The sequence below is a fragment of the Limnospira sp. genome, assembly GCF_051859755.1.
In the GTDB taxonomy this organism is placed as follows: domain Bacteria; phylum Cyanobacteriota; class Cyanobacteriia; order Cyanobacteriales; family Microcoleaceae; genus Limnospira; species Limnospira fusiformis.
Map to the genome: position 1 here is coordinate 1 of NZ_JBIMLI010000130.1, position 14,852 is coordinate 14,852.

Genomic DNA, 14,852 nt, shown 5'->3' on the forward strand with positions numbered 1-14,852 from the left:
CACCAAGGGGTGAAAGTCCCACTAGGAGGTTATTTCAGGCATTGCAGCCTTATTTGACTCCTAAACGTCTCGCACCATGGTTTGATTTTACCATGAAGAATCCGACTTGATGAGTATGTCGTCAAGGAAATTTGGCATGGTCTGGGGTTTGACCGTATACTCATTATTGAGTTGCGAATCTTTTGAGGTATTGTACCTTATTGTCCTAAGATGTCAAGCAAATCTTGGATTAAATTCTGGCTCCCAACAGTTCCCTAAAATAGAAGCCAAGGCTAAAGTATCGATATGGACTCAGCCTGAACTCAACGGAGTTTCCGGTTCAGCCTTTAGGCAAACTTTAAGATCTCGATCGCTTATCCTGAATATTTGGATTAAACTGTTGAAAATTCCCTTATTCATGGTTTGCGGTTGTTTAGATGAAGTTAAAATTTACCCCGGTTTTGCTGTTGATCATGTTTGTGGTGGCTTTGGCGGTTCCTATGTTTTTGTCTACTGGGAGACTGGTGGTAGCCGAGGAAGTGGCTAATGTTACTTTAGAATTGCAGCCTACCTGTGGGGTTAGACCTACTACTAATGTGGCTGTGGCTTCTACCCAGGTGGGTCCCCCTATTGAACAACCAGCACCTTTGACGCGGTTTCGTCGTCCCTTAACTGCTCAAAGTTCCTCTGGCCATACTCCTCAAGAATATCAGGCGATCGCCAATCAGACTAACTACGGCCAACGGTTTGTCTATGATATTAATGGTCAACTGAACAATAATCAGCCAATTATTGTCCTCCACGAAACTGTTACCACCAGTCAAAATGCCATTAATTTTTTCCGCACCCGCCACACTTCCGAAGATAATCAGGCCAGTTACCATACCTTAATTACCCTCAATGGAGATATTGTTTATATTGTCCCTCCCGATTTAAGGGCTTTTGGTGCCGGAAATTCTGTGTTTGTTGGTAGTCGCGGTGAAGAAGCAGTCAGGACTCATCCTAAATATCCCGCTTCTGTCAATAATTTTGCTTATCATGTTTCCCTGGAAACACCACCAGATGGCATGAATAACGGTTCTAGCCACAGTGGATATACCATGGCTCAATATCAGTCTTTGGCTTGGTTAGTTTCGCGGACGGGGGTTCCTAATGACCGCATTACTACCCATCAAGCTGTTGATAGATCTGGTCATAGATCTGACCCCAGAAGTTTTAATTCACAGCTTTTTTATCAACTTCTCAATAATTATCCCAGAACCCAGGAAATTATCATTGGTTGTCGGGTTCCGGGTTATCAAGGATAATTGGGGTTTGATTGACTCTCAATAGTTAATGGTTGATTGGGCGGGTTAACTACCCGCTTTTTTAATTTCCTGATCTGTGGTTATTGTTGTTGGACTGAATAACCTTGGTCGCGCAACATTTGGACGATACCATCTTCTCCCACTAAATGACCAGCACCAACTACTACCAAATAGTTTTTATCATCTTGTAAAAAATTCTGTATTTCGGTCATCCATTTGAGGTGGCGATCGCGAAAAAGACGATTTCCCAACTCTGGATAATCTTTAAAGCCAGTAATTATCAAATCTTCTAAAGTCTGTTTATCTCCCGACTTCCAAGCCTGTAGCATTTGTTGAAATGAGTCTTCTAAGGTGTCAATTTCTTGGAGGGTTTGTCTTAGCATCTCATCCTGTTGTTCCCAGGACAGACTATCAAATATCTTGAGTTGATCCCTCATGGTTTCTAAACTCATGATGGTTTTGTCTTGGGCGATCGCTTGCTCAAAAAAGTATCTGTCCACACCATAAAGCGGGTCAAAACCCAGATTTTGCAGTTGTAACGACATCAAAGACATCGACACAAACCACGGCTTAAAATTCGTAAATATTTGGATAGGATATTGCAACTTTTCCATGGTTTTTTGAACCAGATGATAAGTTTCATCACTGATTAGATCTAGCAAGGTTTTACCATCTGGCGGCGTAGCTATCTCTAGCATAATCGCTTGGCTTTCCAGACTTTCTAGGTCATTGATATTCAGTTCAAATACCACATTATCAGCCTGATTAAAAGCATCATTCATTACCTGGGGTAAAGGATAATCATCTGCACTCAAAACATGAATAGAACCCAAAAAATAAACTTGATTTTGGGGAGTTTCTACAGACCAGAGGAAGTGTTTAGACTCCGCCGCGTGTAAATGTGTCACCTGGGAAACATAAATCACCACCAACGCAGTAATTAGACCCGTGGTTACTAATTTTCCCAAAGTAGTTAAAAACAGGGACTTGATGGATTTTGGCATAATTAACAAATTAATATGATTTCATGGTTATTATAAAGGTTGGTCGGGGTATCTGGTATAATTAGGGTATTTTTATATAGGGAGTGAGACACTCCCTAGGGATTTAGGGACTATTCCTCATAAGCCGCCTCGGTAACTTTCCCACGAAAGACAAAATATTGATAAATGTTGTAAAACAACATGACCGGAATTAAAGCGCCGACAAAAATAATCATAACCACCATTGAACTGGGGTCAGCCGCAGCTTGATAAATGGTAATTGTTGGGGGGATAATATAGGGAAAAACGACCATTGCTAATCCCAAAAAAGTGAGGACAAAAATTAAAATTGTCCAGATAAATGGGGTTCTTTCTTCCTGACGGGTGATACTTCTGAGTAATAAGCCAATTAGCACTATTCCCAAAATTGGAATTAGGGAAAAGATATAAACTAGGGGTTGAGAAAATAAGCGATCGCGTGCTGATTCATAAAAAATCGGCGTTACCACAGTGATTAAAATCGCGCCAATTAAAGTAGTAATAGCCGCCAGTTTAGCCGTTTTATAGTGAGTTTTTTGTAACTCGCCTTCAGTCTTCCAAATTAGATAGGTAGACCCAATCAAAACATATCCTTGAATCAAAGTTAATGCTACTACTATAGTCGGGAAACGTAACCAATCCCAAGTGGTGCCAATAAAATGACCGTTAGCATCAACCCTAATCCCTTCCAGAACCCCACCGAGGGCGAAACCTTGACCCAAAGCCGCCAAAAAACTACCCGCCCCAAAAGCAAAATTCCAGAATAACTTATTAGTCGCTTGTTCGCGAAATTCAAAGGCTACAGCCCTAAAAATTAAGCCAAAAATCATCACGAAAATCGGCACATATAGGGCGCTAAGAATAGTGCTATAAGCCAGAGGAAATGCGCCAAATAGACTACCCCCCATCAACACTAACCAGGTTTCATTAGCATCCCAAATATTACTGAGACTGGTCATCAGGATGCTGCGGCGTTTTTCGCTAGAGGAAGTGATAGACAAAATTCCAACCCCCAAATCAAAGCCATCTAGCATCACATACAAAAACAGGAATAAAGCCAAAATTCCAAACCAGACTTGAGGGAGTAAATATTGCAAAGTTTCCATTAATTCTTCTCCGGGATGATGACTTGATGATGAGTGGGGCGATGTAGCGATCGCCCCTAATTTTCGGGTAAGATAAAACCAGAGTTAACCTTGAGTTTCTGCTGGTCTTTCGTCCGGGGAAAACTGACCGGGGCTAGTATCAAAAGCCGGGCGAACTCCACCAGGAATAGCCAACTCCAAATTCGGACCACGGCGAATAATTCGACTCCCAAAATAAATCGCCGCCACCAACAGCAAACTATAAACCACAGCGAAACCAACCAAAGTAGTTAACACATTTTCCGGGGGTAAATTAGAAGCAGCATCAACCGTGCGAATTTCATTATAAACCGTCCAAGGTTGTCGTCCTACACAACGCACAGTCCAGCCAGCCTCAACCGCAATATAACCCAGAGGTGCAGAAATAATCCAACCCCACATTAACCAACCCTGTTGAGTAATATTGTCCGCTGAAAGTTTCCCCCGTAACCACTGAATAACGGTGACCGCCATGAGTCCAGCCAGAAAGAAACCAATAGCAATCATAATCCGAAAAGAGTAGTAAATCAAACCCAATAAACGCGGTCTATCTTCTGGTTTCCACTCTTTTAAACCCAAGACAGGTTCGGATAATTCTTTTTTAAATTCGAGAATATACCCTAAACCATTCGGGATAGTAATTTCCCAATCATTTTTTTGGGTCTGGGGGTTAGGAAAAGCCAACAAACTCCAATCAGCAGACTGTCCAGCGGGGATAGTTTCCCACTGCGCCTCCATAGCGGCTAATTTAGTAGGTTGGTAGTGATAAACTTGTTCGCCACTCAAATGTCCGATATAAAGCTGCATAGGTGCGACAGCGATAGTAGCTGCGATCGCAATTTTCAGAGATTTGGAGAAAAACTGATGATGCCGTTTTTTGAGGATATACCAAGCACTAATACCACCAATCACAAATAGCGATGTTTCTAATGTTGCGAAGAACATATGCAGAAAGCTATTTAACATGAAGGGATTAAAGATAGCTTGAAAATAGTCAAGCACGATAAATTTCCCCTCCACCATTTCCACTCCCGCCGGGGTTTGTAGCCAGGAATTAGCCGACAAAATCCAAAAGGTTGAAAGATTAGCGCCAAAAGCCACAAGAATCGTGGAAACAAAGTGAATAATAGGGTTGACGCGCTCCCAACCAAACACCATAATTCCCAAAAAAGCCGCTTCTAGCATAAACGCCCAGGAAGCCTCGAAGCCAATTACACTGCCAAAAAAGTTACCAATAGCCTCTGATAAAGGAGCCCAATTCGTGCCAAATTGAAACTCCATAGGAATGCCACTAGCGACACCTATTCCGAAGTTAAGGACGTAAAATTTAGACCAAAATCTGGCATGATAATAGTAGTCTGGGTTGCGAGTTTTTAGCCATAGTCCTTCAATAATAACTAGGTAGATACCTAGCCCGGTAGTAAGAACTGGCCACAACATATGAAAGATGGCTGTCAGTGCAAATTGCATTCGGGACAGTGCCACGGTGTTGGATAGAATATCCACGCTTTTCTCTCCGTTTTAACAATGTTATCGGATTATTCCCTACTACTTGAATAGGGGACGACTAGGAATGTCTAGTTATCAATTATAGCTTGATAATTATGATTGATTATGCTGTCCTTGGCTGTAAGCAAGCCCAATTTGAGACTCTGGGAAATGCCAAAAAGGTTGCTAGTCCAGGAAAAATGAGTTTGTTAATTTTTGTTAAGGCGGTGACACCTAGGCGCTGGCTAATGTGGCTGAAAAACTGGACTGGCTGGGCTTTAGGGGGGCTATAGATTGATTTATTAGCAATTTTCAATAGTTTGGGAAAGGGTAAAATAAAAGAGGGTCGTTTTGGCAACATCTCCCGAAGCGCCCCCCAAATCATTATTGTTTACCAGGTACTCCTAATGAGTAAAAAAACGCAAGCAGAAGCTATTATTCGCAATCACGTCCTCTGGTCAATGGGAGGTGGATTAATCCCTATCCCCATAGTGGATTTTATGGCTGTTACTGCTATTCAAATGGAAATGCTACAAGAACTTGCTAAACTGTATGGAGTCAACTATTCTGTTAGTACGGGAAAAGCATTTGTTTCGGCATTAACAGGTACAACTATTGCTCGTTTGGGTTCTAGTTTCATTAAGGCAATTCCGGGTATTGGTTCGTTAATTGGTGGAACTTCAATGGCTTTGACTTCTGGGGCTTCTACCTATGCGGTGGGACAGGTTGCTATTAACCATTTTTCTAGTGGTGGGTCTCTGAATAATTTTGCGGAAGAAGAGGTTAAATGGGCTTATGACTCGGCTTTTGAAAAGGGAAAAAACTATGTTTCTGACCTGGAAAAAGACAAGGCTGATGAGGCGGCTAATATCTATCAAACTTTAGAGAAATTGGGTCAATTGAAGCAGCAAGGTGTCTTGAGTGAGGAGGAATTTCAAGCGAAAAAACAAGAACTATTATCTCGGATTTAGGGAATATTGTATCGGGGTTAATTAACTGGCTGGTTAAATAATGACGGTTTCTGAAACCCGGTTTCTGGTCATGTTTCCCCCCTATTTTTCAGCAGACGGGAGAAACTGGGTTTCTTAATTATCACGATGCACTACTATGGTCTAAAGATAGCCTAATTTTTACACTTATTTAGGAGTGCTATATAGTATGTTTTATCATATTCCTAAAGCTAAACTTACTACTTCGCCACAGGCGGTTTTAGAAATACTGAAGCAGTCTAAAGGTCTGGATCGCGCGCGCCATGAATGCACTGATTATGATGATTTACTGAAGAGAAATCGTTTGTCTGGTGAGTATTATAGGATTTTTAAAAACCAGACTAATGATATGCTGATGGGTGTGGTTAGAAATTATTTGAGGGAAATTAAGGCGGCTGATAATGGGACTATTCCCAATGATAAAGATGAGATACGGCGCGCAAAATTACAGTTATTTAATACAATTGTTGATGATATATATACCCAAATTAACAGGGTTCTGGATTTACAAAATCCTAATTATCTGGAAAGCCGAAAAGGTAGGGTTGAACAGGACATTAGGAAACTCTCGGAAAATATTAATGATGCGAAAAGAGTGTTGGTTGAGTCTCTTTCCAAAAATCTCCAAAATATCAAAAGTTTGGAACAGCAAAAAAATATGATTGAATGCAGTATTCTCAGGCTAGAGATAGAGATAGATGATAGTGAAGGCTTTTATCATCATAACTATCAACTGCAACAATTATATGCAATAAATCAAGGACGTAAACAAGGACTTAACCAGGAATTGACTAATTTACAACATCAGATAAATGTGATTAAAAAAAATTGCCAAGATTTAGACACACAGACTAATAATAAAATATATACATGGAACGAAAAAAGGCAGGATAAAATTCGGGAAAAACAGCAACTTTCGGTTAAAATTAGCGAGGAAATTCAAGAGGTTAAAAATCAGGTGATGAAGGGATTAAATGAACTACAAGAGTTAGTGCAGCAAGAAGGTTCATTGGCTGGGATGATTCCGAATAATTTACATGGCTTATTAGGGGATATAGGAATAAAATGGGGTGGTTGTTTAAGGGAATATGAGAATAGCAACCACCCTAGATAAAGTTGGGTTTAGTTGAACTTAAAGGCTTAATTTAAGCGCCGATTCCAATCTGTTTCAGCATCTACGATCGCCTGATCAACAGTTTTTCGATTTAACATGGCTGCTTGCAAATTGTTGTAAATAATGCTTTGCAATTCTTTGATGTCTTCTAGGGGGGGAATCAAAACTTGAGCGTTTGTCATCTGTTGGGCGCTAATTTTCCTGGCTTGGTCTTGGGGTGTGGCATCTGCGGGGATGTTTTGAAAGAAGGGATTTTCTAATGCTTCAATACTGGAAGGGATGACGTTTGATGCTTTAGCAAAGTTTAATTGATTAGCACTATTAGTCACAAATAAGGCAAAATTTATGGCATCTTCTGGGTGGCGAGTATTTTGGGGGATAACTAGGTTCATGACAGCCACGGAGATTTTACCAGTTTCGCCAGTAATAGCGCTAGATGGTGCGGAAACTTTGGCGATATCGGGGGCATTTTCTGCGATCGCCCTAAAGAATTGAGGTCCGGTGGTCAATAGGGCAATTTCCCCAGCTTGATACAATTCGATCGCCCTTCGATGTCCCTGAGTTAAGACTTCTCTGGGTAACAGATCCCGTTGATATAAATCAACCCAATATTGAAAGGCGGCGCGACCTTCGGGAGTATTAAAAGCAGCCCTTCTATTATTATCAACCAACTGGACCCCCATCTGAACTAAGGACTGTAAAACTTGGGCGGAGTCGGTGGGTACAAAGGAAACAAATAGGGCATATTTTCCGGTTCTCTCGCGAATAGTTTGGGCAACTGTAGCGACTTCCTCATAGGTGGTGGGGGGATTTTCCAGACCGGCTTGATTGAGTAAATTCTGATTATAAATGACAATTTGGGTAGTCAAATACCAGGGAATGCCAAAGGTGCGATTCTGACAATTATCACCGTCGCAGGTTTGGATCATATTAGCTTCCCAGATATTGGGTAAATATAGCGATCGCACTTCTTCGGATAGGTGTTCATCCAAATTTAACCAAGCATCGCGACCCGCCAACATAGAGGCAAAATCGGGGTTTAAATTCACCAGGTCGGGCGCAGTTTGGGCGGACACCGCCGCCAAGATTTTACTCTCCATAGCTGACCAAGGTACATCTACCCAGCGAATTTTGACTTCGGGGTTATCATTTTCAAAGTTAGCAATTAACTGATTAAAATAGTCATTAAACTGAGGTTGAAGCTGCATTGTCCAAAACTCCACCTCACGGCGATCGCTTTGATCAGCAGTTGGGGAGGCGCAACTAACCCCCCAAGTCAACAGCAAACCCAACAAAGCCCAACCTATAAACCGTTTCCAGGTCTTTGAACCCATATCATTTATATCAAACTAGAATAAATAACCCAGTATACACTATTATTCAGATAACCATCTGCATCCAGCCAGAGGGGGAAGGTGTCTAACCCTCCATTTCGGCTAGAGATAACCAGCCCAACTCCCAGAATCGAGATTTTCTGGAAGTTTCAAACATTTAACAGCCCTTTGGCATATACAATGCTAAATGGTAAATTTTAACAAAACCAATGAGGTCTGAAACTCTAAGTTTATGCTAACGCTAGTGATCATAAATACAGTTTGGGTAGTAGCTTCGGTGGTGTGGGTAGAATTAGTCCGAGACACCTACCACGCCCTCGCCCATGTTTGGCAACCCCTGTATCGCCTCCATTCTTGGCATCATCGGGTATTTCGTCCCGACTATAGCATTAAAAGTGAGGAGATTTATCGGAAAGCCCACTGGTATAATGATGTGCCAGAGGCGATGGTTATGTTAGTATTCAGTCTGGGGTTTTGGTTGGGTATCTATGGACTAACAGGAGATCCTCACTGGTTGACGCTGACGGGTTCAGTTTACACCCTCGGCTTTCTACTGCCTGCGATCGCTAGAGGTTCAGGAGTTCCCCACGCGGACACACTCACTGATTTAACCCACCTTCCGGGTAATTTTTCTCAGCCACCGTCGCGGTTATTGGTGAACCCATCTTATCACTGGCGACACCATTTTGATAACCAAAATGCCTACTTTTGCGGAACTCTCACGGTTTTAGATAAAATTATGGGAACAGGACTTTCTCTAAAAGGTAAAACAGTGGCGGTGACTGGCGCTTCTGGGAGTTTAGGGCGCGCGCTACTTAAACACCTCCACAACTCTGGGGCGAAGGCGATCGCTTTATCATCAACTTCCCAAACTATCACCCTCACCATTGACCAGCAAGAATTACCCCTAAAAACTATCACCTGGCAAGTAGGAGAAGAGGAACAGTTAGCGAATCTGTTAGAAACCGTAGATATCCTGATTATCAATCATGGTATTAATGTACACGGGGAACGAACCCCAGAGGCGATCGGCAAATCCTACGAAATCAATACTTTCTCCAGTTGGCGACTCTTAGAATTGTTTTTAAAAACCGTTCGCACCAACACAGATATCGCCCGCAAGGAGGTCTGGGTCAATACTTCCGAGGCAGAAGTTAGCCCCGCCTTTAGTCCTCTTTATGAACTCAGTAAACGCACTTTAGGGGATTTAGTCACATTACGCCGCCTCGACTCTCCCTGTGTGATTCGCAAGCTGATTTTAGGGCCTTTTAAAAGTAATCTTAACCCCATTGGGGTGATGTCAGCCGACTGGGTAGCGAAGCAAATTATCAAACAAGCCAAGTCCAACGTGAGAACGATTATTGTCACCATTAACCCTATAACATTTGTGGCTATCCCGATTAAAGAGTTTTTGGTTTCTAGCTATTTCAGGTTATTTAGCAAATCTCAGCATACCTAGATCCATTTTATCATCAATCCAATGAGCTATCGTAATCCCGCGCCGACAGTAGATATCATCATCGAACTTATAGATCGGCGATCGCGACCGATTGTATTAATAGACCGAAAAAATCCCCCATTAGGCTGGGCTATTCCCGGAGGATTTGTAGACTACGGCGAGTCAGTAGAAACCGCAGCCACCAGAGAAGCCAAAGAAGAAACGGGGCTAGATGTCACCTTGATTCAACAGTTCCATGTTTACTCAGACCCTAACCGAGACCCTCGCCAACATACCCTAGCTGTGGTATTTATCGCTACGGCGAAGGGAGAACCCCAGGCGGCTGATGATGCCCAAAATTTAGACATCTTTGAGCCTTGGTGCATTCCACAGAATCTATGCTTTGACCACGATCGCATTTTACAAGACTATCTGCAATTTCGCCATTTTGGACTCCGACCCAGGCTAATGTGAGTCACCCAACTACCCCCAACTCGCTTCTTGTCAGAAAAAGAAAGTAAGAGACAGAGGTGGCCAACTAATATCGAGGTAATATCCACTTACTCAGCACCGGAATTGGGTTCTAAGCCCCACTGATACTTGAGAAAGTGCTGATACATATTTTCCCTAACCAACATTTGTTCGTAAAGATTAACCAAAAACTCCTGGGCTTGTTCCCGGCTCATTTGGTTTACCTGCATTCTAAATGAGGACAGGTTGAATTGTTGTTCCAAAGATAAGCTACTAGGTTCCATGATGACGTGAACTCCTTAAAAGTGGGTTTGGGTTAATTTTCTAGGATGGCCACCCTTGTCCCGGAAATTATTACGAATTATAACAATTATTTGACAAAGTGCCTACCTTAATATACCCAAATCTTTGGATTTACCATAACAGATCTAACCCAAAAATTTGTCATCCACGATACGAGATGACTGGATAGTTGAGAAAAAACTATGGCTGTGGGGGGATAAGTGGCAATAGTTAACCGAAACTGAGAGGGTCAACATCAATGGAGAAGCGAACAGAGGGGGGGCATTTTTTAGCCAAAGCAGCCAGAGAGGGAGTGGGGGTAGTCTGACCGGGGAGGAATTTTAATAAAATCTGCCAGCGGTATTGATTAGCAACACGCATAATGGGAGCGGGTGCGGGTCCCAACAGTTCGCAAGTTCCCGGAAGCAGCTCAGAACTTAACTCAGAGGCGATACGGTGGGCGGTTTGTTCAACCTCGATCGCATCATAACCCCTTAACCGGAGTAAAATCAAGCCACCAGAGGGGGGATAATTAAGCTCTGAGCGGTGTTGTAGCTCGGTTTCCACAAAAGACTGATAAGCATGGTTTCGGACGGCTTCGACGACGGGATGTTCGGGGGTATAGGTTTGGAGAATTACCTGTCCGGGGTCGTTACCACGTCCCGCACGTCCGGCTACCTGTAGCAAAGTCTGGAAAGCACGTTCACTAGCGCGGTAGTCGGACAGGTGCAGAAGTCCATCAGCGGAGACAATACCCACCAGCCCTACAGAGTCTAAGTCTAAACCTTTGGTGAGCATTTGAGTACCAACTAATAAATCAGCCTCCCGGTTAGCAAACTGAGTTAAAAGAATTCTATGGGCATTTTTGGTGCGGGTGGTGTCACTGTCAAAACGGATAAACCGCAATTCTGGAAAAAGGCGGGTTAATTCCTGGGCGACTCGTTGGGTCCCACTGCCAAAATGTTTAAAATAGGGAGAGTCACACTGGGGACAGCGTTGGGGGTAGGATTGGGAATGGTTGCAGTAGTGACAGCGTAAGTATGGGATAGCTTCGGCGTGAATGTGGTGATAGGAGAGAGAAACATCACAACGGGGACATTCCATGACGTAGCCACAACTGCGACAGGAAACAAAGGTGCTATGTCCGCGACGGTGGATGAATAAAATGCCCTGTTGATTATTGTCTCGCAAAGAGGCGATCGCCAATTGTAGACTTCTACTGAAAATGGATCGATTCCCCTGCTTCAATTCCCGACGCATATCAACGACTTCTACCGGCGGCTGGGGGCGAGATAATACCCTTTCAGGTAAAGATAGATAATGAATGGATGGGTTATGATTGTGGCGATGATGCTGCCAAGTTTCCAAGGCGGGAGTGGCTGAACCCAAAATTAAGGGGCAGTTTTCCAGTTCCGCCCGCCACGCTGCCACAGTGCGAGCATGGTAGCATGGCTGCGGCTGGTCCTGTTTAAAGCTGCTGTCATGTTCTTCATCGAGAACAATTATGCCTAAATTGGGTAAAGGGGCAAAAATTGCCGATCGCGTTCCGATTACTACCTGGGGAGTACCTTGGATCATATTACGCCAGGTATCGTAGCGTTCACCTTCTGACAAACCACTATGATAGACAAACACCACCTCACCAAACCTCGCGCGAAAGCGATCGGTTAGTTGGGGAGTTAAGCCGATTTCCGGGACTAGGACTAGGGCTGATTTACCCTGGTCAATAATGGGGGCGATCGCCTGTAAATATACTTCAGTTTTGCCCGAACCTGTCACACCATGCAGCAGCAGTTGATGAAAACCAGATAACCCCAAAATTACGTCTAAGGCTTGTTGTTGGTGTTCCGTCAGAGATAAAGGCTGATCCGCTATTGTCGAAATACCCTGTTCCGTGCGTAGAATTTCGCGATCGCCAATTACTACACATCCCTTTTTCTCCAGAGTTTTGAGTAAGCTAGAACTGGTGTTGCAGGTTTGCAATAAATCAGTTACCCACATTTCCCCACCCCGCCGCCGCAAAATTTCCAGCACTTCCCGCTGACGGGTGGTTATGTCTATAAAGTCTAACTCTACCCAATCTATCACTAGGGTGATTGCTGGTCTGAGTTTAGGGCGCGGTGGTGTCGGCGGTTCGAGATAGCTTTCCACCCAACCCCGTTTGATCAGATCCTGTAGTCCCCGAGAGCCTCCCTTAATTTGTCGTTGCAAATACTGCCAGGTATAGTCTCCCGTAGCTGACTGGCGCAAAAGTTGTAAAATCCTTTGGGCTTTCGGTTGCAAAAACTCTTCAGCACCGTCTGGAATAGCATTAGTAACTAAACGAATACGTCGCTGGCTACGGCGTAGGAGTCCGGGGGGGAGGGCAGTTCGGATCGCCTTAATTAGGGGGGTTTGATAATACTGGGCGACCTGTTGTAGTAATTGCCAATAATTGGGGGGGAAAAATCCCTTGACAGTGATATCTTCTACGGGACGCACTTTGATAGAGGTAGCCTTACCCGGTTCCCTCAGATTTTCTGGCAGTTCTGATGTTAACCTAATGGCGATCGCCCCTATCTGTTGAGCGCCAAAGGGGACACTGAGAATATCCCCCGGCATAATATCTAAGTGAGGCGGCACTTGGTAGGTATAAAGTTGTTCTATATCTTCCGTGTCTTCCGTCTGGCGGAGGGTGGGTATATCCACTAAAACCTCAACCAGTTGATGGTCACCATTACCGCCCCAATTTTCTGAACCGTAAGATAGACCACCTTCAGCCAGTTTTAGGGGAAGTGGGTCGCACCTCCGAAATAACCTGCTGGAAACAGAGGGTGATTCGATTGCCCCCCCGTACAATACCACGGAAGATTTATGCATACAACCTACCAAAAAGTTATGAGGTGCTGAGAATATCTGCGATCGCCTGATGTTCTTCTGGGGGATCACCCACAGCCTGTCGAGCATCAGTAATCAGCCAATCCAAAGCCGCCGCCTGAACATCAATCGAAGCTCCCAGCTTATCCACACAGTAGCGACCAAACACCAATTTGTCTACCAGGCGCACCCCACGCCCCAACCGAGAATACTCGAAAATCACGCTATTACTCACATAGGAGTTGCTACATATTGAGCAACTCGGACCTATCATAGTCGGACCGATAATAGTTGCACCATCTTCAATGCGGGTCATACCACCGATATAGACCGGGCCTTCAATATGGACTTTATCCCAATTCACCGCCACATTTAGCCCAGTGTAAATCCCCGGAGCCACTTCTCTACCTGGGATAGGCACATTTTTCACCTCACCCAGTAACACACTGCGAATAGCCCGCCAGTAGTCGGGAACCTTCCCAATATCTACCCACTGAAAATCCATAGTAATCCCATAAAAGGGCGCGCCTATTTCCACCAAATGGGGGAACAGTTGGCTACCAATATCATACTCGCACCCAGACGGGATGTAGTCAAATATCTCTGGCTCAAAGATATAAATCCCCGTGTTAATGCTGGTGCTGAGAGCTTCTTCTACAGATGGTTTCTCCTGAAAAGCCCTAATCCTGTCCATTTCATCCGTAACCACCACCCCATAGCTGGAAACCTCATCTTTCGGTACAGATTTCATCACTACAGTAGCGATCGCACCTTTCTGTTTATGCCATTTTACCGCCTCACTCAGGTCTAAATCAATTAAGGCATCCCCGCACAACACCACAAACGTATCATCAAAAAATGGGTTAAAGTCCTGGATTTTTTTCATTCCTCCAGCAGACCCCAAAGCCTTACCTATCAGTTGACCATCTTCGATACTCCCCTCAAATGAGTAAGAAATCTCTACCCCAAACCGCTGACCATCACGAAAATAGTTCTCAATTTCATCCGCCAAATGGCTCACATTGACCATGATTTCCTTAAAACCATGGCGACGCAGCAAATCTACCAAAAACTCCATTACTGGCTTTTGGAGAATCGGAATTAATGGTTTCGGTATGGTGTAAGTAATAGGGCGAACACGAGTCCCCTTACCAGCAGCCAAAATCATCGCTTTCATATTCACACTCTACCCTCAGCTATTCTTATTCTTTAACACTCCCCGCCTACAAAGGCTAGGCTAGGGATTCTTCGTTGATCAGCCAGCGGGAGCTTAACCCCTGGCTAAATATCTTCCCTGTTTGCTTAATGGTTTTCCGTTCTACTTAGACAATGACCTGATCCACATTTAGTCTCGGTCAGCCCTCTGGTCCCGTTCACGTAAACCTCTTGGGAGCGTGGAAGCCCCGTGTCTTTAGACCGGGGAGGAAACGCGACAGGGGGACTTTAGT

General features: G+C 43.9%; 13 protein-coding genes. 6 read left to right on the top strand and 7 right to left on the bottom strand.

Going from position 1 to position 14,852, the window contains the following annotated elements:
- Positions 1-416 precede the first annotated feature (416 nt).
- Positions 417-1,286 carry a peptidoglycan recognition protein family protein gene (locus ACTIE0_RS18775; protein WP_008053234.1) on the top strand — a complete coding sequence of 290 codons (870 nt, stop codon included), beginning with the start codon at positions 417-419 and terminating at the stop codon, positions 1,284-1,286.
- An 80-nt stretch (positions 1,287-1,366) separates the two neighbouring features.
- On the opposite strand, the gene ACTIE0_RS18780 is transcribed toward ACTIE0_RS18775, so the two are convergent.
- The 3 genes from ACTIE0_RS18780 to ACTIE0_RS18790 all read right to left on the bottom strand — a co-directional run bounded on the left by ACTIE0_RS18780 (position 1,367) and on the right by ACTIE0_RS18790 (position 4,938).
- Positions 1,367-2,290, bottom strand: a complete 924-nt coding sequence (locus tag ACTIE0_RS18780) for a TraB/GumN family protein (RefSeq protein ID WP_006669436.1) — start codon at positions 2,288-2,290, stop codon at positions 1,367-1,369.
- A 110-nt stretch (positions 2,291-2,400) separates the two neighbouring features.
- Positions 2,401-3,414 carry a cytochrome d ubiquinol oxidase subunit II gene (cydB, locus tag ACTIE0_RS18785; protein ID WP_006622484.1) on the bottom strand — a complete coding sequence of 338 codons (1,014 nt, stop codon included), beginning with the start codon at positions 3,412-3,414 and terminating at the stop codon, positions 2,401-2,403.
- Positions 3,415-3,498: 84 nt separating this feature from the next.
- Positions 3,499-4,938: a cytochrome ubiquinol oxidase subunit I gene (locus ACTIE0_RS18790; protein ID WP_006669435.1), complete on the bottom strand. Its 1,440-nt coding sequence runs from the start codon at positions 4,936-4,938 to the stop codon at positions 3,499-3,501.
- A gap of 98 nt (positions 4,939-5,036) precedes the next feature.
- Here ACTIE0_RS18790 and ACTIE0_RS18795 point away from each other — a divergent pair, with 98 nt between their 5' ends.
- From ACTIE0_RS18795 to ACTIE0_RS18805, 3 genes are all read left to right on the top strand, one after another.
- Entirely contained in the window at positions 5,037-5,213 is a 177-nt protein-coding gene (locus ACTIE0_RS18795; protein ID WP_006622487.1) for a hypothetical protein, read from the top strand.
- 114 nt (positions 5,214-5,327) lie between these two features.
- Positions 5,328-5,891, top strand: coding sequence for a DUF697 domain-containing protein (locus ACTIE0_RS18800; RefSeq protein ID WP_006669434.1), 564 nt, complete (start codon positions 5,328-5,330; stop codon positions 5,889-5,891).
- 187 nt (positions 5,892-6,078) lie between these two features.
- On the top strand, positions 6,079-7,023 hold the full coding sequence (locus tag ACTIE0_RS18805) for a hypothetical protein (protein ID WP_006622489.1): 945 nt from the start codon (positions 6,079-6,081) through the stop codon (positions 7,021-7,023).
- A 26-nt stretch (positions 7,024-7,049) separates the two neighbouring features.
- Here ACTIE0_RS18805 and ACTIE0_RS18810 read toward each other — a convergent pair whose 3' ends face one another.
- Positions 7,050-8,357, bottom strand: a complete 1,308-nt coding sequence (locus ACTIE0_RS18810) for an ABC transporter substrate-binding protein (RefSeq protein WP_006622490.1) — start codon at positions 8,355-8,357, stop codon at positions 7,050-7,052.
- A gap of 232 nt (positions 8,358-8,589) precedes the next feature.
- Between ACTIE0_RS18810 and ACTIE0_RS18815 the strand changes: the two genes are divergently transcribed.
- On the top strand, positions 8,590-9,816 hold the full coding sequence (locus ACTIE0_RS18815) for a bifunctional sterol desaturase/short chain dehydrogenase (protein WP_006669433.1): 1,227 nt from the start codon (positions 8,590-8,592) through the stop codon (positions 9,814-9,816).
- Between the two features lie 21 nt (positions 9,817-9,837).
- Positions 9,838-10,269 carry an NUDIX domain-containing protein gene (locus tag ACTIE0_RS18820; protein WP_006622492.1) on the top strand — a complete coding sequence of 144 codons (432 nt, stop codon included), beginning with the start codon at positions 9,838-9,840 and terminating at the stop codon, positions 10,267-10,269.
- Between the two features lie 86 nt (positions 10,270-10,355).
- Here ACTIE0_RS18820 and ACTIE0_RS18825 read toward each other — a convergent pair whose 3' ends face one another.
- The 3 genes from ACTIE0_RS18825 to ACTIE0_RS18835 all read right to left on the bottom strand — a co-directional run bounded on the left by ACTIE0_RS18825 (position 10,356) and on the right by ACTIE0_RS18835 (position 14,581).
- Entirely contained in the window at positions 10,356-10,550 is a 195-nt protein-coding gene (locus tag ACTIE0_RS18825) for an NblA/ycf18 family protein (protein WP_006622493.1), read from the bottom strand.
- Positions 10,551-10,779: 229 nt separating this feature from the next.
- Positions 10,780-13,407 carry a primosomal protein N' gene (gene priA, locus ACTIE0_RS18830; RefSeq protein ID WP_006669432.1) on the bottom strand — a complete coding sequence of 876 codons (2,628 nt, stop codon included), beginning with the start codon at positions 13,405-13,407 and terminating at the stop codon, positions 10,780-10,782.
- 16 nt (positions 13,408-13,423) lie between these two features.
- A complete protein-coding gene (locus tag ACTIE0_RS18835; RefSeq protein ID WP_006622496.1) occupies positions 13,424-14,581 on the bottom strand; it encodes a nucleotidyltransferase family protein in 1,158 nt (385 codons plus the stop codon).
- Between the last annotated feature and the right edge of the window lie 271 nt (positions 14,582-14,852).